The 21933-nt window shown below is 62.6% G+C and carries 5 protein-coding genes; 3 read left to right on the top strand and 2 right to left on the bottom strand.

The window, feature by feature from the left end:
• Positions 1 to 73 precede the first annotated feature (73 nt).
• Both CAF76_RS17240 and CAF76_RS17235 read left to right on the top strand, forming a co-directional pair.
• On the top strand, positions 74 to 17206 hold the full coding sequence (locus CAF76_RS17240) for a LapA family giant adhesin (RefSeq protein ID WP_085695477.1): 17133 nt from the start codon (positions 74 to 76) through the stop codon (positions 17204 to 17206).
• A 146-nt stretch (positions 17207 to 17352) separates the two neighbouring features.
• A complete protein-coding gene (locus tag CAF76_RS17235; protein WP_039773037.1) occupies positions 17353 to 17691 on the top strand; it encodes a hypothetical protein in 339 nt (112 codons plus the stop codon).
• A 40-nt stretch (positions 17692 to 17731) separates the two neighbouring features.
• Here CAF76_RS17235 and lapD read toward each other — a convergent pair whose 3' ends face one another.
• Positions 17732 to 19678: a cyclic di-GMP receptor LapD gene (lapD, locus tag CAF76_RS17230; protein WP_085647893.1), complete on the bottom strand. Its 1947-nt coding sequence runs from the start codon at positions 19676 to 19678 to the stop codon at positions 17732 to 17734.
• 14 nt (positions 19679 to 19692) lie between these two features.
• Entirely contained in the window at positions 19693 to 20385 is a 693-nt protein-coding gene (lapG, locus tag CAF76_RS17225; protein ID WP_085647892.1) for a cysteine protease LapG, read from the bottom strand.
• Between the two features lie 193 nt (positions 20386 to 20578).
• Here lapG and CAF76_RS17220 point away from each other — a divergent pair, with 193 nt between their 5' ends.
• The gene (locus tag CAF76_RS17220) at positions 20579 to 21289 is read left to right on the top strand and encodes a GntR family transcriptional regulator (RefSeq protein ID WP_039773042.1); all 711 of its coding nucleotides are present in this window, start codon (positions 20579 to 20581) and stop codon (positions 21287 to 21289) included.
• Positions 21290 to 21933: the final 644 nt, after the last annotated feature.

The following is a 21933-nucleotide window of genomic DNA, read 5'->3' as shown; positions in this document are numbered from 1 at the left end:
TCCAGACTGAATCGGCGCAGACAGCCATCAGGTCTATGGAAGTCAACTGAACGTGACACCCGGAGAGTCTTCAATGAGCAGTGTTGTTGCCATCGTCAAAAGCATTGTCGGTCAGGTTTTCGTGGTGTCCCCAGAGGGCGTCCGTCGCGTACTCGTTGAAGGCGACCGGCTGTTTGCCGGCGATCAGGTCGACACCGGCGTTTCCGGCGCCGTGTCCCTGGAACTGGCCGATGGCCGCACGATCGATCTGGGCCGTGACACTCAGTGGAGCGCCGATACCCCGGACTCCAGCACCGACCTGGCCGAAGCCACCGCGCAAGCCGCGCCGTCGGTAGAAGAGCTGCAACAAGCCATCGCCGCCGGTGTCGACCCGACTACCGCCCTTGACGCCACCGCTGCCGGCCCGAGCGCCGCAGGGACTGGCGGTGCCGCCGGCGGCGGTCACAGCTTCGTGATGCTCGATGCGACCGCCGGCCGTGTCGACCCAACCATCGGTTTCCCGACTGCGGGCATCAACGCTGCCGGCCAGGCCGCGCAAAACATCACCGGCGGCCAGACCACCGATACCAACGCCAATGCCCTGCGCGAATCGACCCTGAGCCTCAGCGCCACGCCGAGCATCACCGAAGCCGGCGGCGTGCTGGTGTACACCGCAACGCTGACCCAGGCGCCGCTGACCGACCTGACCATCACCCTGTCCAACGGTGCGGTGATCGTGATTCCGGCCGGTTCCACCACCGGCACCGTCAACGTGCCCCTGGCGCCGAACGACACTGTTTATAACGACCCGACCCAGATCGACGTGACCGTCACCGGCACCACCGGCGGCAACGGCATCACCGTGACCCCGCCGACCACCCCGGCCACGACCCAGGTCACCGACACCATCGACACCACCACCGTGACCCTGACGGCGGGCCCGAGCGTGACCGAAGGCGGTCAGATCACCTACACCGCGACCCTGACCAACCCGGCGCAGACGCCGGTGACCGTGACCCTGTCCAACGGCTCGACCATCACTATCGGCGCCGGCCAGACCACCGGCACCGTCAACGTGCCGACCGCACCGAATGACGTCTATAACAACGGCAGCACCGTCACCACCACCATCACCGGTGCCACGGGCGGCAACTTCGAAAACCTGGTGCCGAACCCGACACCGGCCGTTACCACGATCGTCGATTCGGTCGACACCACCAATCTGACTCTGACCGCCACCGGCACCGTGGTCGAAGGTGGCCAGATCACCTACACCGCGACCCTGACCAACCCGGCGCAGACGCCGGTGACCGTCACCCTGTCGAACGGTTCGACCATCACTATCGGCGCCGGCCAGACCACCGGCAGCGTCAACGTGCCGACCGCACCGAATGACGTCTACAACAACGGCGGCACCGTCAGCACCACGATTACCGGCGCCACCGGCGGCAATTTCGAGAACCTGGTGCCGAACACGACGCCAGCGACCACTACCGTCACCGACTCCATCGACACCACCAACCTGTCGCTGAGCGCCACCGGTTCCGTGGCTGAAGGCGGCTCGATCGTCTACACCGCAACCCTGACCAATCCGGCCGGCACCCCGGTGACCGTGACGTTGAGCACCGGCTCCGTCATCACCATCGAGGCCGGTAAAACCACCGGTACCGTGACCGTTCCGGCGCCTGCCGATGACGTCTACAAAGACGCGGGCAAGGTCGAAGTGACCATCAAGGACGCCACCGGCGGCAACTTCGAGAATCTGGTGCCAAGCACTGTTCCCGCTGTCACCGAAGTGACTGACACCATCGACACGTCGACGGTCATACTGACGGCTGATACTTCGGTTGCAGAAGGCGGCACCGTTACCTATACCGCCACGGTTGGCGCACCAGTCACCGGTTCGCCGGTGACTGTCACTTTGGCCAACGGTCAGACCATCACCATCGAAGTGGGCAAAACCACCGGCACCGTGACCACCACCGCGCCGAACGACGCATTGGCTGGCAACGCACCGCTGACCAACTCGATCACCGGCGTTTCCGGCGGTAATTACGAAAATCTGGTGGCCGACAAGACCCCGGTTTCGACCACGGTTACCGACGTTTCCGACACCACCAACCTGACCCTTAGCGCCACCGGCACTGTCGCCGAGGGCGGTTCGATTGTTTACACCGCGACCCTGACCAATCCTGCGGGCACCCCGGTGACCGTGACGTTGAGCAACGGCTCCGTCATCACCATCGAAGCGGGTAAAACCACTGGCACCGTGACCGTTCCGGCGCCTGCCGATGACGTCTATAAAGACGCCGGCAAAGTCGAAGTGACCATCAAGGACGCCACCGGCGGCAACTTCGAGAACCTGGTGCCAAGCACCGTTCCGGCCGTCACCGACGTGACCGATACCGTCGACACCACCACCGTCAAACTGACCGCGACCGAGTCGGCGGCCGAGGGCGGCACCGTCACTTACACCGCGACTGTTGGCGCACCGGTGACGGGCTCGCCGGTCACCGTGACCCTGGCCAACGGCCAAAGCATCACGATTGAAGTGGGCAAGACCACCGGCACCGTGACCACCACCGCACCGAACGACGCATTGGCCGGCAACGCACCGCTGACCAACGCGATCACCGGCGTGAGCGGCGGCAACTACGAGAATCTGGTCGCCGACAAGACTCCGGTTTCGACCACCGTCACTGACACCGTCGACACCACCAACCTGACCCTGAACGCCACCGATTCCGTGGCCGAGGGCGGCTCGATCATCTACACCGCGACGCTGACAAATCCGGCCGGCACGCCGGTGACCGTGACCTTGAGCAACGGCGCGGTCATCACCATCGAAGCCGGCAAGACCACCGGCACCGTGACCGTTCCAGCGCCTGCCGATGACGTCTACAAGGATGCCGGCAAAGTCGAAGCGACCATCACCGGCGCAACCGGTGGCAACTTCGAAAACCTGGTGCCAAGCACTGTGCCGGCCGTGACCCAGGTCACCGATACCATCGACACCTCGACCGTCAAACTGACCGCGACCGAGTCGGCGGCGGAAGGCGGTACCGTTACTTACACCGCGACGGTGGGCGCCCCGGTAACCGGCTCGCCTGTGATTGTGACCCTGGCCAACGGTCAGGCGATCACCATCGAAGTCGGCAAAACCACCGGCACCGTGACTACCACGGCGCCGAACGACGTACTGGCCGGCCATGCACCGCTGACCAACTCGATCACCGGTGTGAGCGGCGGTAACTACGAAAACCTCGTGGCCGACAAAACGCCGGTCAGCACCACCATCACCGACACCGTCGACACCACCACCGTATCGCTGACCGCCACCGGCAACGTCAACGAGGGCGGGCAGATCGTCTACACCGCGACCCTGACCAATCCGGCCGGCACCCCGGTGACCGTGACGTTGAGCAACGGCTCCGTCATCACCATCGAAGCCGGTAAAACCACCGGCACCGTGACCGTTCCAGCCCCGGCCGATGACGTCTATAAAGACGCCGGCAAAGTCGAAGTGACCATCAAGGACACTTCCGGCGGCAATTTCGAAAACCTGGTGGCCAATCCGACGCCAGCGGTGACCAACGTCGCCGACACCATCAACACCACGCACCTGACCCTCAGCGCCGAAAGCTATGTGCTCGAAGGCACGTCGATCACTTACACCGCGACCCTGACCAACGCCGCGCAGACGCCGGTGACCGTCAACCTGAGCAACGGCCAGACCATCGTTATCGAGGCCGGCAAGACCAGCGGTTCGGTGACCATCCCGGCGCCGAGCGATGACGTCTACAAGGATGTCAGCAAGCTCACCGTGACCATGACCGATGCCAGCGGCGGCAACTTCGAGAAGCTCGACGTCAGCAAGACGCCGGTCAGCACCACGGTCAACGACACCATCGACAAGACCACGCTGACCCTGAGCGCCAGCGACACCGTCAGCGAAGGTGGCCAGATCACCTACACCGCGACCCTGAGCAACCCGGCCGGCACCGCCATGACCGTGACCCTGGCCAACGGCGCGGTCATCAACATCGCCGCCGGTGCCACCAGCGGTTCGGTGAATTTCCCTGCGCCGGCCAACACGCCTTACATCGATGGCGGCAAGGTGCAGACCGCCATTGCCAGCCACAGCGGCGGCAACTTCGAACAGGTCGATGCCAACCGTACGGCTGTGGTGACCAAGGTTACCGACACCGTCGACACCACCAATATCAGCCTGAGCGCCACCGGTTCGGTCGCCGAGGGCGGTTCGATCGTCTACACCGCGACCCTGACCAACCCGGCCGGCACGGCCATGACCGTGACCCTGAGCAACGGCGCGGTGATCAACATCGCCAAAGGCGCGAGCACCGGCACCATCACCGTCGCCGCACCGGGCGACGACGTGTACAAGGACGCCGGCAAAGTCGATGCCAGCATCACCAAGACCACCGGCGGCAACTTTGAAAATCTGGTGGTCGACAAGACCCCGGCGGTGACCGACGTCACCGACACCATCGATACCAGCACCGTTTCCCTGAGCGCCACGGCCAGCACCGTTGAAGGCGGCGTGGTGGTTTACACCGCCTCCGTCACCGCCCCGGTGACCGGCTCGCCGGTGGTCGTGACCCTGTCCAACGGCCAGACCATCACCATTCCGGTCGGCGCCAGCAGCGCCAGCGTCAACTACACCGCACCGAACGATGCACTGGCCGGCGGCAACACGCTGAGCGTGAAGATCGACGGCACCAGCGGCGGCAATTACGAAAACCTGGTCGCCGACAAGACGCCGGCCGTGACCTCAGTCACCGACACCGTCGACACCACCAATCTGACCTTGAGCGCTACAGGTTCCGTGGCTGAAGGTGGTTCGATCGTTTACACCGCCACGCTGACCAATCCGGCTGGCACGCCAGTGACCGTGACCCTGAGCAACGGCTCGGTGATCACCATTGAAGCGGGTAAAACCACTGGCACCGTGACCGTTCCGGCTCCGGCCGATGACGTCTACAAAGACGCCGGCAAAGTCGAAGTGACCATCAAGGATGCGTCCGGCGGCAACTTCGAGAATCTGGTGCCGAGCACCGTTCCGGCCGTTACTGAAGTGACTGACACCATCGACACATCGACCGTGAAGCTGAGCGCCGATACGTCGGTGGCTGAGGGCGGCACTGTCACCTACACCGCCACTGTTGGCGCGCCAGTGACCGGTTCACCGGTCACCGTGACTCTGGCCAACGGTCAGACCATCACCATCGAAGTCGGCAAGACCACCGGCACCATCACCGCCACCGCGCCGAACGATGCGTTGAACGGTCACACACCGCTGACCAATGCGATCACCGGTGTGAGCGGCGGTAACTACGAAAATCTCGTGGCCGACAAGACCCCGGTTTCGACCACCGTCACCGACACCGTCGACACGACCAACCTGACCCTCAGCGCGACAGGTTCCGTGGCCGAAGGCGGCTCGATCGTTTACACCGCAACGCTGACCAACCCGGCCGGCACCCCAGTCACCGTGACACTGAGCAACGGCGCTGTTATCACCATCGAGGCCGGTAAAACCACCGGCACCGTGACCGTCGATGCGCCGAAAGACGACGTCTACAAGGACGCCGGCAAAGTCGAAGTGACCATCAAGGATGCAACTGGCGGCAACTTCGAGAACCTGGTGCCAAGCACTGCTCCAGCGGTCACCGATGTCACCGACACCATCGACACCTCCACCGTCAAACTGACCGCGACCGAATCGGCTGCTGAAGGCGGCACCGTAACCTACACCGCCACCGTCGGTGCCCCTGTCACCGGCTCGCCTGTGACCGTGAACCTGGCCAATGGTCAGTCGATCACCATCGAGGTCGGCAAGACCACTGGCACCGTCACCACCACCGCGCCGAACGATGCGTTGAACGGTCACACACCGCTGACCAACGCGATCACTGGCGTGAGCGGCGGTAACTACGAAAATCTCGTAGCCGACAAAACGCCGGTCAGCACTACCGTAACTGACACCGTCGACACCACCGACCTGACGCTGAGCGCAACTGGCTCGGTAGCCGAGGGTGGTTCGATCGTTTACACCGCGACCCTGACCAATCCGGCCGGCACTCCGGTGACCGTGACCTTGTCGAACGGCGCCGTGATCACCATCGAGGCCGGCAAAACCACCGGCACCGTGACCGTCGATGCACCGAAAGACGACGTCTACAAAGACGCCGGCAAGGTCGAAGTCACCATCAAGGATGCAACTGGCGGCAACTTCGAGAACCTGGTGCCAAGCACCGTTCCAGCCGTCACCGATGTCACCGACACCATCGACACCTCGACCGTCAAACTGACTGCGACCGAGTCGGCGGCGGAAGGTGGCACTGTCACTTACACCGCGACCGTCGGCGCCCCGGTAACCGGCTCGCCTGTGACCGTGACGCTGGCCAATGGTCAGTCGATCACCATTGAGGTCGGCAAGACCACTGGCACCGTCACCACCACCGCGCCGAACGATGCGCTCAACGGCCATGCGCCGCTGACTAACTCGATCACTGGCGTGTCTGGCGGCAACTACGAAAACCTCGTAGCCGACAAGACCCCGGTTTCGACCACCGTCACCGATACCGTCGACACCACCAATCTGACCCTCAGCGCCACTGACTCGGTGGCCGAGGGCGGTTCGATCGTTTACACCGCGACCCTGACCAACCCGGCCGGCACCCCAGTGACCGTGACGTTGAGCAACGGCGCCGTGATCACCATCGAGGCCGGTAAAACCTCCGGCACCGTGACCGTCGATGCACCGAAGGACGACGTCTACAAGGACGCCGGCAAGGTCGAGGTGACCATCAAGGATGCAACTGGCGGCAACTTCGAGAACCTGGTGCCAAGCACTGTTCCAGCCGTCACCGATGTCACCGACACCATCGACACCTCCACCGTCAAACTGACCGCGACCGAATCGGCTGCTGAAGGCGGCACCGTTACCTACACCGCCACCGTCGGTGCCCCTGTCACCGGCTCGCCTGTAACCGTGAACCTGGCCAACGGTCAGTCGATCACCATCGAAGTCGGCAAAACCACCGGCACTGTCACCACCACCGCGCCGAACGATGCACTCAACGGCCATACGCCGCTGACCAACTCGATCACCGGCGTGAGCGGCGGCAATTACGAAAACCTCGTGGCTGACAAAACGCCGGTCAGCACCACCGTGACCGACACCGTCGACACCACCAACCTGACCCTGAGCGCCACGCCGGAAGTCAACGAAGGTGGCCAGATTACCTACACCGCGACCCTGACCAACGCCGCCGGGACTCCGGTGACCGTGACCTTGAGCAACGGCGCAGTGATCACCATCGAGGCCGGTAAAACCTCCGGCACCGTGACCGTCGATGCACCGAAGGACGACGTCTACAAGGACGCCGGCAAAGTCGAGACGACCATTTCGACCACCACCGGTGGCAACTTCGAGAACCTGGTCACCAGCACCGCCCCGGCGGTCACCACCGTCAATGACACCATCGACACGTCCACCGTGTCGCTGACCGCCACCGCCAACGTCGCCGAAGGCGAAACCGTGGTCTACACCGCGACCGTCACCGCGCCAGTGACCGGTTCGCCGCTCGTCGTGACCCTGTCCAACGGCCAGACCATCACCATCGCCGTCGGCGAAACCACCGGCACCGTGAACTTCGTCGCGCCGAACAGCCCGCTGGCGGGCGGCAGCTCGCTGAGCGTGACCATCGACAAGGCCACCGGTGGCAACTACGAAAACCTGGCGGTCGACGGCAAACCGGCAAATACCTCGGTTTCGGACACTGTCGACACGACCAACCTGAACCTGACGGCCACCGACTCGGTGGCCGAGGGTGGTTCGATCACTTACACCGCGACCCTGACCAACCCGGCCGGCACTCCGGTGACCGTGACCCTGTCGAACGGCGCTGTCATCACCATCGAGGCCGGCAAAACCTCCGGCACCGTGACCGTCGATGCGCCGAAAGATGACGTCTACAAAGATGCGGGCAAAGTCGAGGCGACCATTTCGACCGCTATTGGCGGTGGTTTCGAGAACCTGGTGCCAAGCACCGTTCCGGCCGTGACCAACGTCACCGACACCATCGACACCACCACAGTCAAACTGACCGCGACCGAATCGGCAGCTGAAGGCGGTACCGTCACTTACACCGCGACTGTCGGCGCACCAGTGACCGGTTCGCCTGTGACCGTGACCCTGTCCAACGGGCAGTCGATCACCATTGAAGTCGGCAAAACCACCGGCACCGTCACCACCACCGCGCCGAACGATGCACTCAACGGCCATGCGCCGCTGACCAACGCAATCACCGGCGTAACCGGCGGCAACTACGAAAACCTCGTAGCCGACAAAACTCCGGTTTCGACCACCGTTACCGACACCGTCGACACCACCAATCTGACCCTGAGCGCCACCAACTCGGTTGCCGAAGGTGGCTCGATCACCTACACCGCCACCCTGACCAACCCGGCTGGCACTCCGGTGACCGTGACCTTGAGCAACGGCGCGGTGATCACCATCGAGGCCGGCAAAACCTCCGGCACCGTGACCGTCGATGCGCCGAAAGATGACGTCTACAAAGATGCGGGCAAAGTCGAGGCGACCATTTCGACCGCCACCGGTGGCAACTTCGAGAATCTGGTGCCGAGCACGGTTCCGGCCGTGACCGAAGTCACCGACACCATCGACACCACTACGGTGAAACTGACCGCGACTGAAGCAGCAGCTGAAGGCGGTACCGTCACTTACACCGCGACTGTCGGCGCACCTGTGACCGGTTCGCCCGTCACCGTGACGCTGTCCAACGGTCAGTCGATCACCATCGAAGTGGGCAAGACCACTGGCACCGTGACCACCACTGCGCCAAACGATGCGTTGAACGGCCACACGCCGTTGACCAACGCGATCACTGGCGTGAGCGGCGGTAACTACGAAAACCTCGTAGCTGACAAAACCCCGGTTTCGACCACCGTCACCGACACCGTCGACACCACCAATCTGTCGCTGACCGCGACCGACAGCGTGGCCGAAGGCGGCTCGATCGTTTACACCGCGACCCTGACCAACCCGGCCGGCACCCCGCTGACCGTGACCTTGAGCAATGGCGCTGTCATCACCATCGAAGCCGGTAAGACCACCGGCACCGTGACCGTTGCCGCGCCAGCCGATGACGTCTACAAAGACGCCGGCAAGGTCGAAGTGACCATCAAGGACGCAACCGGTGGCAACTTCGAGAACCTGGTTCCGAGCACCGTTCCAGCCGTAACGGAAGTCACCGATACCGTCGACACGACGACCGTGAAGCTGACCGCTTCCGAAACGGCCGCTGAAGGTGGCACCGTCACTTACACCGCGACTGTTGGCGCACCGGTGACCGGTTCGCCTGTGACCGTGACCCTGGCCAACGGTCAGTCGATCACCATCGAAGTGGGTAAAACCACTGGCACTGTCACCACCACCGCGCCGAACGATGCGCTGAACGGCCACACGCCGCTGACCAACTCGATCACGGGTGTGACAGGCGGCAACTACGAAAACCTCGTGGCCGACAAAACGCCGGTCAGCACCACCGTGACCGACACCGTCGACACCACCAACCTGACCCTGAGCGCCACCAATTCGGTAGCTGAGGGTGGTTCGATCACTTACACCGCCACACTGACCAACGCTGCGGGCACCCCGGTGACCGTGACCTTGAGCAACGGCGCGGTCATCACTATCGAGGCCGGCAAAACCACCGGCACCGTGACCGTCGACGCACCGAAAGACGACGTCTACAAAGACGCCGGCAAAGTCGAAGCAACCATTTCGACCGCCACCGGTGGCAACTTCGAGAACCTTGTTCCGAGCACTGTTCCGGCCGTGACCCAGGTCACCGACACCATCGACACCACCACGGTCAAACTGACTGCGACCGAGTCGGCGGCTGAGGGCGGCACCGTTACTTACACCGCGACTGTTGGCGCACCTGTCACCGGTTCGCCTGTGACCGTGACCCTGGCCAATGGTCAGTCGATCACCATCGAGGTCGGCAAAACCACCGGCACCGTCACCACCACCGCGCCGAACGATGCGTTGAACGGTCACACACCGCTGACCAACGCGATCACTGGCGTGACTGGCGGGAACTACGAAAACCTCGTGGCCGACAAAACGCCGGTCTCGACCACCGTCACCGACACGGTCGACACCACCAACCTGACCCTCAGCGCCACCAATTCGGTTGCCGAGGGCGGTTCGATCATCTACACCGCGACCCTGACCAACGCCGCTGGCTCGCCAGTGACGGTGACCTTGTCGAACGGCGCGGTGATCACCATCGAAGCCGGCAAAACCACCGGCACCGTGACCGTCGATGCACCGAAAGACGACGTCTACAAAGATGCCGGCAAAGTCGAGGCGACCATTTCGACCGCCACCGGTGGCAACTTCGAGAACCTTGTTCCGAGCACTGTTCCGGCCGTGACCCAGGTCACCGATACCATCGACACCACCACGGTGAAACTCACCGCCACCGAGTCGGCGGCTGAAGGCGGCACTGTCACTTACACCGCCACCGTGGGCGCTCCTGTGACTGGCTCGCCAGTGACTGTGAACCTGTCGAATGGCCAGAGCATCACCATCGAAGTGGGTAAAACCACCGGCACCGTGACGACCACGGCGCCTAACGATGCGCTCAACGGCCACACGCCGCTGACCAACGCGATCACCGGCGTGAGCGGCGGTAACTACGAGAATCTGGTGGCCGACAAGACGCCAGTCAGCACTACCGTGACCGACACCGTCGACACCACCAACCTGTCGCTCAGCGCGACCGGCACCGTGGCCGAAGGTGGTTCAATCACCTACACCGCGACCCTGACCAACGCTGCGGGCACCCCGGTGACCGTGACCTTGAGCAATGGCGCCGTGATCACCATCGAGGCCGGTAAAACCACGGGCACCGTGACCGTCGCCGCGCCAGCCGATGACGTCTACAAAGACGCCGGCAACGTGCAAGCCACGATCACCAACGCCACGGGCGGCAACTTCGAAAACCTGATCACCAGCACCACACCAGCGGTGACCAGCGTTACCGACACCATCGACACCACCACCGTGAAGCTGACCGCAACCGCAACAGCGGCCGAGGGCGGCACCGTCACCTACACCGCTACCGTAGGTGCGCCAGTGACTGGCTCGCCTGTGACCGTGAACCTGTCGAACGGCCAGAGCATTACCATCGAAGTCGGCAAGACCACCGGCACCGTGACCACCACCGCGCCGAACGACGTGCTGACCGGTCATGCACCGCTGACCAACGCGATCACTGGTGTGAGCGGCGGTAACTACGAAAATCTGGTTGCTGATAAAACCCCGGTTTCGACTACCGTCACCGACACCGTCGATACCACCAACCTGTCGCTCAGCGCGACCGGCACCGTGGCCGAAGGCGGCTCGATCACCTACACCGCGACCCTGACCAACGCTGCTGGTTCGCCAGTGACCGTGACCTTGTCGAACGGCGCCGTGATCACCATCGAAGCGGGTAAAACCACCGGCACCGTGACCGTTCCAGCGCCAGCCGATGACGTCTACAAGGACGCCGGCAACGTACAGGCAACGATCACCAACGCCAGCGGTGGCAACTTCGAGAACCTGGTCACCAGCACCACGCCAGCCGTGACCAGCGTCACCGATACCATCGACACCACTACCGTGAAGCTGACCGCAACTGCGACGGCGGCCGAGGGTGGCAACGTTGTCTACACCGCCACTGTTGGCGCTCCGGTGACTGGCTCGCCAGTGACGGTAACCCTGTCGAATGGTCAATCGATCACCATCGAAGTCGGCAAGACCAGCGGCACCGTGACCACCACCGCGCCTAACGACGTGTTGAATGGTCATGCACCACTGACCAACGCGATCACCGGCGTGAGCGGCGGTAACTACGAGAATCTGGTGGCCGACAAGACCCCGGTCAGCACCACCGTGACCGACACGGTCGACACTACCAACCTGTCCCTGAGCGCCACCAACTCGGTCGCCGAGGGTGGTTCGATCACTTACACCGCAACCCTGACCAATGCTGCGGGCACTCCGGTGACCGTGACCTTGAGCAACGGCGCCGTGATCACCATCGAAGCGGGCAAAACCACCGGCACCGTAACCGTTCCTGCGCCAGCGGACGATGTCTACAAAGACGCCGGCAACGTGCAAGCCACGATCACCAACGCCACGGGCGGCAACTTCGAAAACCTGGTGACCAGCACCACGCCAGCAGTGACCAGCGTTACTGACACCATCGACACCACCACCGTGAAGCTGACCGCAACCGCAACAGCGGCCGAGGGTGGCACCGTCACCTACACCGCTACCGTAGGTGCGCCAGTGACTGGCTCGCCTGTGACAGTGACCCTGTCCAACGGACAGTCGATCACTATCGAAGTCGGCAAGACCACGGGCACCGTGACCACCACCGCGCCGAACGATGCGCTCAACGGCCATGCGCCGCTGACCAACGCGATTACCGGCGTGAGCGGCGGTAACTACGAGAATCTGGTGGCCGACAAGACCCCGGTCAGCACCACCGTGACCGACACCGTCGACACCACCAACCTGACGCTCAGCGCGACCGGCACCGTGGCTGAAGGTGGCTCGATCACCTACACCGCGACCCTGACCAACGCCGCTGGCTCGCCAGTGACCGTCACCCTGAGCAACGGTTCGGTGATCACCATCGAAGCCGGTAAAACCACGGGCACCGTGACCGTTCCTGCGCCAGCTGACGACGTCTACAAAGACGCCGGCAACGTGCAGGCGACGATCAAGTCCGCCACCGGCGGCAACTTCGAGAACCTGGTCACCAGCACCACACCAGCCGTGACCAGCGTCACCGACACTATCGACACCACCACCGTGAAGCTGACCGCGACCACGACGGCGGCCGAAGGTGGCAACGTGGTCTACACCGCGACCGTCGGCGCGCCAGTGACAGGCTCGCCTGTGACCGTGACCCTGGCCAACGGTCAGTCGATCACCATCGAAGTCGGCAAAACCACCGGCAGTGTGACCACCACCGCGCCGAACGACGTGTTGAATGGTCATGCGCCACTGACCAACGCGATCACCGGCGTAAGCGGCGGCAACTACGAGAATCTGGTGGCCGACAAGACCCCGGTCAGCACCACCGTGACCGATACTGTCGACACGACCAATCTGTCGCTCAGCGCTACCAATTCGGTCGCCGAGGGCGGTTCGATCACTTACACCGCGACTCTGACCAACGCCGCTGGCTCGCCAGTGACCGTGACCCTGAGCAACGGTTCGGTGATCACCATCGAAGCCGGCAAAACCACCGGCACCGTGACCGTTCCTGCGCCAGCCGATGACGTCTACAAAGACGCCGGCAATGTGCAGGCCACGATTACCAACGCCACGGGCGGCAATTTCGAGAACCTGGTGACCAGCAACACACCGGCCGTGACCAGCGTCACCGATACCATCGACACCACCACCGTCAGCATCACCGGCAGCACCTCGGTGACCGAAGGCCAGACCGCAACCTACACCGTCAGCCTGACCAACCCGGCGCAGACCGAAGTCACCCTGAAAATCGTCTACAGCGGCACCGCCGCCGACGGTTCGGACTTCACCGGCGTGTACACCGTGAAGATCCCGGCAGGTGCCAGCAGTGCGCAGTTCAACGTCGCGACCATCGATGACAAGATCACCGAAGGCACCGAAAACTTCGTGGTCAAGATCGATTCGGCCACCGGTGGCAACTTCGAGAACCTGGCGGTCAGCAGCACCAATGGCAGCGTCAGCACCTCGATCATCGACAACGATGCACCGCCGGTCATCGACCTGGACGCCAACAACTCCAGCGGTGCAACGGGTGCCGACTACAAGGTGACCTTCACCGAGAACACCCCGGGCGCAGGCGTGTCGATTGCCGACACCGACATCAAGATCACCGACCCGGACAGCACCATGCTGACCGGCGCCACCGTCGTGCTGACCAACCGTCAGGACGGCGATGCGCTGAACCTGGGCAACAGCGTCAACGGCATTACCATCAACGCCAACAGCACCAACGGCACCGTCACCCTGACCCTGTCGGGTAACGCGACGCTCGCCGACTACATGCAGGCCATCAAGAACATCAGCTTCACCAACAGCAGTGAAGACCCGAGCACCGTGCCACGGATCATCACCGTGACCGTGACCGATGGCGGCAACTACTCCAACACCGCGACCACCACGGTCAACGTAGTGGCGGTCAACGATGCGCCGGTCGCTGCACCGGTCAACGTCACCGGCACCGAAGACACCCCGCTGATCCTCGGCTGGTCGACCTTCGGCGTCAGCGACGTCGACAGCCCGGCCAGCAGCCTGGGCGTGAAAATCACCCAGCTGCCGGGCGAAGGCAAACTGCAGTACCTGGACGGCTCGACCTGGAAAGATGTCGCCAACAACCAGACTTTCAGCAAGGCCGATATCGACGCCGGCAAGTTGCGCTTCCTGCCGGATGCCAACGAGTCGGGTGTGAATGGTTACGGTGGTACTGGCGTTGGTAACAATCAGGCCGACTACGCGCAGATCAAATTCCAGCCAACCGACGGCCAGTTGCTGGGCAACACTGGCACCATCAAGATCGACATCACCCCGGTGGCGGATGCACCGACCCTGTCGGTGGCCGACAACAGCGTGAAATCCACCGGGCTGATCAAGGAAGTCTGGACCGGTCTGTCGGGCCTGGGCACCGACGGCAGCGGCGCCAACTCGACCACCCTGAAAAACGTGATCGACGGTGCCGGCAAGCCGAACACCAGCGGTACCGTGAACAACGTGCAGTCCGACGGCAGCGTAACCGCCGGCACTGCGTCGAAAACCTCGGGCCTGATTTATCTGGAAGCCGGCAAGACCTACACCTTCAGCGGCACCGGTGACGACAGCCTGCTGGTGACCATCGGCGGCAAGAGCGTGGCGTCCACGACGTGGGGCGCGGGCGGCAACCTCAACGGTTCGTTCACCCCGACCACCAGCGGCTACTACACCCTGGACATCTACCACCACAACCAGAGCGGCCCGGGCAGCTACGACGTCAACCTGTCGGTCAACGGCAGCACGCCGATCGACCTGAGCAGTGCCGGCGTGCCGATCTACACCGGCGTGCAGGATCTGGTGAATGCCGGCGTAACCGTCTCCGATCTGCACGGCAGCAACGGCGAAGGCTATTACGACGGCTACAAGCTCAACACCGGCGCCGAAGGCACCACCGTGAAACTGTCGTCGATCAGCACCGCGCTGACCGACACCGACGGTTCGGAAACCCTGAGCATCAAGATCAGCGGCGCACCGGTCGGTTCGGTGCTCAGCGATGGCGCAGGCCACAGCTTCACCGTGACCGCCACCAGCGGCGACGCCAACGTCACCGGCTGGAACCTCGGCACCCTGACCGTGACCCCGCCGACCTACTACAACGGCCAGTTCAACCTGACCTTGACCTCGACCTCAACCGAACAGGTCGGCGGCTCGGCCAGCACCACTGCGACCATCCCGGTCACCGTGGTGCCGGCGGTATATAACGCGGTGGTCGCCACTTCGGCCGACGACACCGTCACCGGCACCGACGGCAACGACATCATCGTCGCCGACATCGGCGGCCTGACCGTGGTGCCGGGCACCAACTACAACATCGCGTTCATGGTCGACAGCTCGGGCAGCATGAGCGCCTCGTCGATCAACGCCGCCAAGGACTCGCTGACGTCGGTGTTCAACACCCTCAAGCAGAGCCTGGGCAGCAACTCCGGCACGGTGAACATCTTCCTGGTGGACTTCGACACCCAGGTCAACAAGTCGGTGTCGGTGAACCTCAACGACCCGAACGCACTGACCTTGCTCAAGGCCGTGCTGGACTCGATGTCGTCCGGTGGTGGCACCAACTACGAGGACGTGTTCAAGGCCACGGCGAACTTCTTCCAGAGCACCGAAGCGCTGGCCAACACCGGGGCGAAGAACCTCACGTACTTCATTACCGACGGCCAGCCGACTTACTACCAGAGCAACGAGCAGACCAACCCGACGCTGTACGGCAACGTGAAGCTCGATGATGTGGTCAAGACCAGCAACTACAAACTGGGCGACAGCTTCAGCACCTACATCGACAACACCCACTACCTGAGTATCAACACTGCTGGCGCCGTGGTATTGCAGACGTACAAGAACGGCAGCTGGAGCTGGAACAGCCTGGGTACCATCCACGCTCAGGGTGACGGTACCTACGAGATCTCGAGTCTGGCGGGCAACGGCAGCAGCACCACGACCACGACCACCGATAACGCCAGCAGCGGTTTCGCCTTGCTCAACGGTTTGTCGAACGTGGAGGCCATCGGCATCAACAGCGGTGTCAGCCTCAACGACCTGAAACCGTACGATTCGGACAAGACGCCGCAGACCAACATCGATCCGAAGGACCTGGCCAACTCGATCATCGGCCACACCGAAGCGACGATGCCGGGCAACGACACCGTCAGCGGTGGCGACGGCAACGACATCCTGTTCGGCGACCTGGTGAGCTTCAACGGCATTGCCGGCGAGGGTTATCAGGCAATGCAGGCGTTCGTGGCCAAGGAAACCGGGGTCGACGTCAGCAAAGTCACCACCAGCAACGTGCACCAGTACATCACCGAGCACTATCAGGCGTTCGATGTGTCCGGTGCCCACGACGGCAACGACACGCTGCTGGGCGGCGCGGGCAATGACATCCTGTTCGGCTCGGGCGGCAACGACCTGCTCGATGGTGGCAAGGGCAATGACATCCTGCTCGGCGGCACCGGCAACGACACGCTGATCGGCGGTCAGGGCAACGACATCCTGATCGGTGGTTCCGGTGCCGACACCTTCGTCTGGAAGGCAGGCGACACCGGCAACGACGTGATCAAGGACTTCAAGGCCAGCGAAGGCGACCGCATCGACCTGCGTGACCTGTTGCAGGGCGAGACCGGCAGCACCATCGACAACTTCCTGAAGATCACCACGGTCGACGGCGTGTCGTCGCTGCAAGTCAGCTCGGGCGGCAAGTTCAACTCGGGCGATGCCGCAGCCGCCACACCGGACGTGACGATCAAACTGGAAGGCAACAACTGGTCCACGGCCAACATTCACAACCTGATTGCCGGCAGCGATCCGACCATCAAGGTCGACCACAACAACAGCTGATGCGTGAACAACGGCCGCCCCTCTGGGGCGGCCGTCACGTTTGCAGCGCTTGAACCGGTGACGATTTCGTCGGCGCACCGCATACTCGCGCGCAGTTGGCTATGCTGCTGACAGCATGACGCTGGTCCATTTCCGAGGGATGCTCAATGTTTTACGTGCAACGCGATGCGCAGGGTCAGTTGATTCGCGTGGAAGCTGCGGCCTACGCCGAGGCCACGGAAACGCTGCCGGCCGACCACCACGAAATCCAGGCCTGGTACGCCAACGAGGCGGTGGAAAACAGCCTCAAACAGCTCAAGCAGAGCGACCTGGAAATGATCCGGGTACTCGACGACCTGATTCAGGTGCTGACCCAGAAAGGCGTGATCCGCGTCACCGACCTGCCGCCGGCGGCCCAGGCCAAGTTGATGGACCGGACCCAGGCTCGGGAAGCGCTGGGCGGATTGAGTCAGTTGATCGATGAGGATGAGGGTGGGTTGATCTGATCCGTTGGATCTTTCCCACGCGGAGCGTGGGAAAGATCAGTCAGCCCCAGGGTTTTGGCTCACCGAACAACTGCCCCTGAACCCCATACAACCCCATCTCGCGAATCACCGACAATTCCCCTTGCGTCTCGACCCGCTCGGCAATCAACGGCAGATCGATGCTGTGCGCCGCACGCTGGATCGCTTCGATGAACAGGCGCTTGTCGCTTTCCTGATCGATCGCCCGGATGTAGCTGCCATCGATCTTCAGGTAAGCCAGCCCCAGCCGCGCCAGGTTGCCGATCATGCTGAAGCGTCCGCCGAAACGCTGCAGGCTCAAGGAGAAACCGAGTTCACGCAGGCGCCGGGTCAACTGTTCCAGCACCGCTTGTTCCGGCAATTGTTCCTCGCCGATTTCCAGGGTCAGGCGCGCACCGAGGTTGGAATGCGCCCGTAGAATCTCGAACACTTTGTTCAACGCCTGCGGATCGGCCAGGGTGGCGGAAGACAGGTTCAGCGCCAGGGACTCTTCATGACCGGCCATCTGCTCCAGCACCCGCTCGAGCATCAACCGGTCCAGTCGTGCGGTCCAGCCGAAGCGCTCCAGCCACGGCAGGAAGCGTCCGGCTGGAATGGTCTGGCCCTGCTCGTCGAGCAAACGCGACAGCACCTTGTAATGCAACACCAGTTGCGTGTCCTGCGCCGCCACTACCGGCTGGAAGAACAGCTCGAAACGCCGCTGATTCAGGGCCTGATCGAGCAAGCGGTGCCAGGCGTGGTGATCGTCGCCGACCTCCGCCACCAGGCTCTGATCGAGGCACGCCCAGTTCTGCTCGCCCTGCCCTTCGGCCTGGGCCAGCGCCTGATCGCCGAGGCTGAGGACCGCTTGCGGCGAATCGCCGTGAGCGAACGGCGCCAGGCCGATAGAAGCCACGGCGGGCACGTCGGTGGCGCCTGTCGCGTGCAAGCTGCTCAACGCACTGTCGAGGCTCTGCGCCAATTGCAGCGCTTCTTCACGGGTCAACCCCGGCGCCAGCACGGCGAATTCGCCGCCGCGAATGCGGGTGACGAGGTTCTGGGTTTCCGGGTATTTGGCGCACTCGCGGGACAGTTGCTCGCCGACCGCTTTCAACAATTCATCGGTGCGCTGACCGCCGAGGCGCTGGTTGAGACCGGCCAGATCCTTGACCCGCAACAGCAGCAGATAACCGGAACTGGCCTGCTCCGGGTTGCTCACCCGCGCATTCAGCTGCATCTCGAAATAACGCCGGTTGGCCAGCCCCGTGAGGTTGTCCTGATAGGACTCGGTGCGCAGTTTTTCACTGCGTTCGGCCTGCTCCTGGAACAGCGCCTTGAGCTTCTCGACCATCTGGTTCATCGCCAGCACTACGCGGCGCAATTCAGGCGTGCGCGGCAAGTCCGGCAGGCTGAGGAACTCGCGGCGGGCGATGGCGTGGGATTGTTTGACCATGTAATCCAGCGGCTTCAATTGCCGACGCAGCAACAGCGCGCCCAGCACCGCACTCACCGCCCCGCAGACCAGCAACCAGCCAAGGCTGCCGAGCGCGCTCTGCCAGAGCTTGGCCAGGGCGAACATCGGGTGGCTGACCACCTCGACCCGCGCCGCCTGCTCCCAGCCACGGCTGACCAGCGCATCGCCACCGGCCGGTTCCAGGCCGATCAGTCTGACGAACCAGTCCGGCACGTTGGTGACCGCCGGAATGCCGTTGCGCTCGACAATGGTCTGGTCGGTCTTCAGATCGACCACGCGGATGCTCGAGTAATAACCGCTGTCGAAGATCGAGCTGACCAACAACTCGACCATTGCCGGGTCATCGATGTTCGGCGTCAACGACAGTGCCAGCGCCGTGGCCGCATCCTGGGCGTGGGAGCGCAACTGGTTGACGTACTGGGTGCGCGAGCTCTCCAGACTGACCATGAAGCTGCCGGTGAAGGCGACCACCAGGAACAGACAGATAGCGATCAACAGCTGTTTGAACAAAGACATCTGAGCGCGTGCTCCTAGTTAGTCGTCTCGACCGGAAATCCTTCGGCCTGCATTTTCTTCAACACATCCTGCCAGCGTGACAGGCGTTTGGTGTCACCGACCTTCTTGTTGCCCTTGGCGCCCGGCAGGTACAGCCCTTCGGCATTGAAAGAGTAGACCGGCAGCAAATCGGTTCGCTCGGCGGCCGGCTTGATCGGGTCGATCAGGCTGTCGAGCACCAGCGGCATGGCGTCAGGGCTGGAATAGTAAGTCAGGACCATGTGCGCGCGGTTCTGGCGCAGGGCCTTGACGTAGGTGATGCGCAACTTGTCACTGGCCACACCGAGGTGGCGCAGGCTGAAATACTTGGCGATCGCGTAGTCTTCGCAGTCGCCGGCGCCTTTCCACAAGGCCTCGATGGGGGTTTCCCAATAATCGACCTCGTGCCACAGATCGATGTCTTCGACGTAGCGCATCTGTTTGTTGAAAAACAGGTTCACCACTTTGAGCTTTTCCATCTCGCTGACCTGCTTCTGCGTGGCCAGCAGATTCTGCCAGGCATCGATCCGCTGTTGCCCGGCGCCCAATGGTCCGTACAGTGCCGTGGCCTTGCGGCTGATCGCGGAAAAATCCCAATCGGCATGCAGGCCGCCCAGCATGATGCCGGCCAGCAGCAGCGCGCCGGCAAGCCAGCGCGCAATCCGTGGGATCGCGTAACGTACCGCCAATGCAAGGCATCCAGGGCAGAGAGGAAAGCGCTTGATGGTGAAGGTTAGCCCAGCAAAAAACAATGGCACCATGAGATCATCGCTGCCGCGCTAAACTTCAGATGTGACAGGGTTCTTCTACACGGTTTGACAACCTGTAGAGCAATCACTAGTGTCCTTTGGATCCAAATCCGCAGTCATAGGGTGTGCAGTTGTGACCCAAAAGCCCAAGCCACTCCACAGCATCAAAGTCGACGGCCCGATTCCCGCGCATCTGGCGCGCTCGGTCATTGAAGAAACCCTGCGCGCGGCGATTCTCGACGGGCGCCTGCCCTGCGGCACCGCCGTGCGCCAGCAGGATCTGGCCGACCTGTTCGGTGTCAGCCGCATGCCGGTGCGCGAAGCCTTGCGCCAGCTCGAGGCCCAGGGCCTGCTGAACGTCACTGCCCACAAGGGCGCCGTGGTGGCGCCGCTGATCCAGGGTGACGCAACGGAAACCTATGAGCTGCGGATCCTGCTGGAGTCCGAAGCACTGCGCCAGTCGATCCCGCTGCTGACCCCGGTCGACCACGAACGCGCGGCCGGTTTCATCGAAGAACTGGAAAACGAACACGACTACACCGAAATCGGTCGGCTCAACCGTCTGTTTCACATGGCGCTTTACGGCAAGGCGCCCAATGGCCGACTGTTGCGGCTGGTGGAAGACGGCTTGAACGAAGAAGAGCGCTTCCTGCGCTTCAACCTCGAGGCCATGGGCCTGGGCAAAATCTCCCAGGACGATCACCGCGCGCTGTTGCAGGCGGTGAAAGAGCGTGACACCGCGCACGCCGTGACACTGCTGGAGCAGCACCTCAACCGCGGTGTCGAGGTCATCACCCGTTACCTCGCCAGCTCCGCCGGCCAAAGCCGCAAAGCGGCGCACTGAATCCTCCCTCCCGGGTGAGCCTCCACTCACCCGGCGAATAACCCGCTTACAAATCCCCCCACCCGTCACGGTCATTTGCCGTGGCACATCGACGCCTGCGCTCTAACCTCCCTTCTGCTTTGAACAGCCCGGAATTTGCACCGCAAGGAAGTCATTTTCGACGATAGCCGCGGCGCCGATTTACGCGCACCCTTGAATCGCCAACCCAATATAGAACGGGGACGCGCCGCCCCGGCAGCAGTCCCCGCACCAGGAACCTACGGAAGGAGCCTTGTCACGGGAACAGGAAGAAACGGCGCTCTTACAGCCCCGACTTCATCCCCTCATATCAATTCGATTACTTAATTTGAAAGTTGCTTCGAGTGAGGCATTCACTCTTGTCGTTCAATTTTGGCCGTTAAACGCCGAAAGGAGCAACTACGCCCAAATAAAACTTAACTTATAAGTTTTATCAGCCCCACTCATACTTCAAAAACAGCCAACTAAAAATAATTAAAAATAAACTTGTTAAGTTGTTTTGCGATGTATTAGTTTTTCTTCGCCGGGTTTGGATCCGAAATCACCAACCCGGCAAAACCTTGCGCTACGGCCGGGTTCGCAGCGGTTTATCCGTCTGCTGCTGTCCCGAGCCCTTCAGACATTGC

The sequence above is a fragment of the Pseudomonas sp. B40(2017) genome (assembly GCF_002112855.1).
Taxonomy (GTDB): domain Bacteria; phylum Pseudomonadota; class Gammaproteobacteria; order Pseudomonadales; family Pseudomonadaceae; genus Aquipseudomonas; species Aquipseudomonas pharyngis.
This window is presented reverse-complemented; position numbering and strand designations above follow the sequence as displayed.

What these genes read in the sequence shown, in the direction of transcription:
- lapD (WP_085647893.1), bottom strand. Translation starts at nt 19,678, where the DNA reads ATGTCTTTGTTCAAACAGCTGTTGATCGCTATCTGTCTGTTCCTGGTG.
- CAF76_RS17240 (WP_085695477.1), top strand. Translation starts at nt 74, where the DNA reads ATGAGCAGTGTTGTTGCCATCGTCAAAAGCATTGTCGGTCAGGTTTTC.
- CAF76_RS17235 (WP_039773037.1), top strand. Translation starts at nt 17,353, where the DNA reads ATGTTTTACGTGCAACGCGATGCGCAGGGTCAGTTGATTCGCGTGGAA.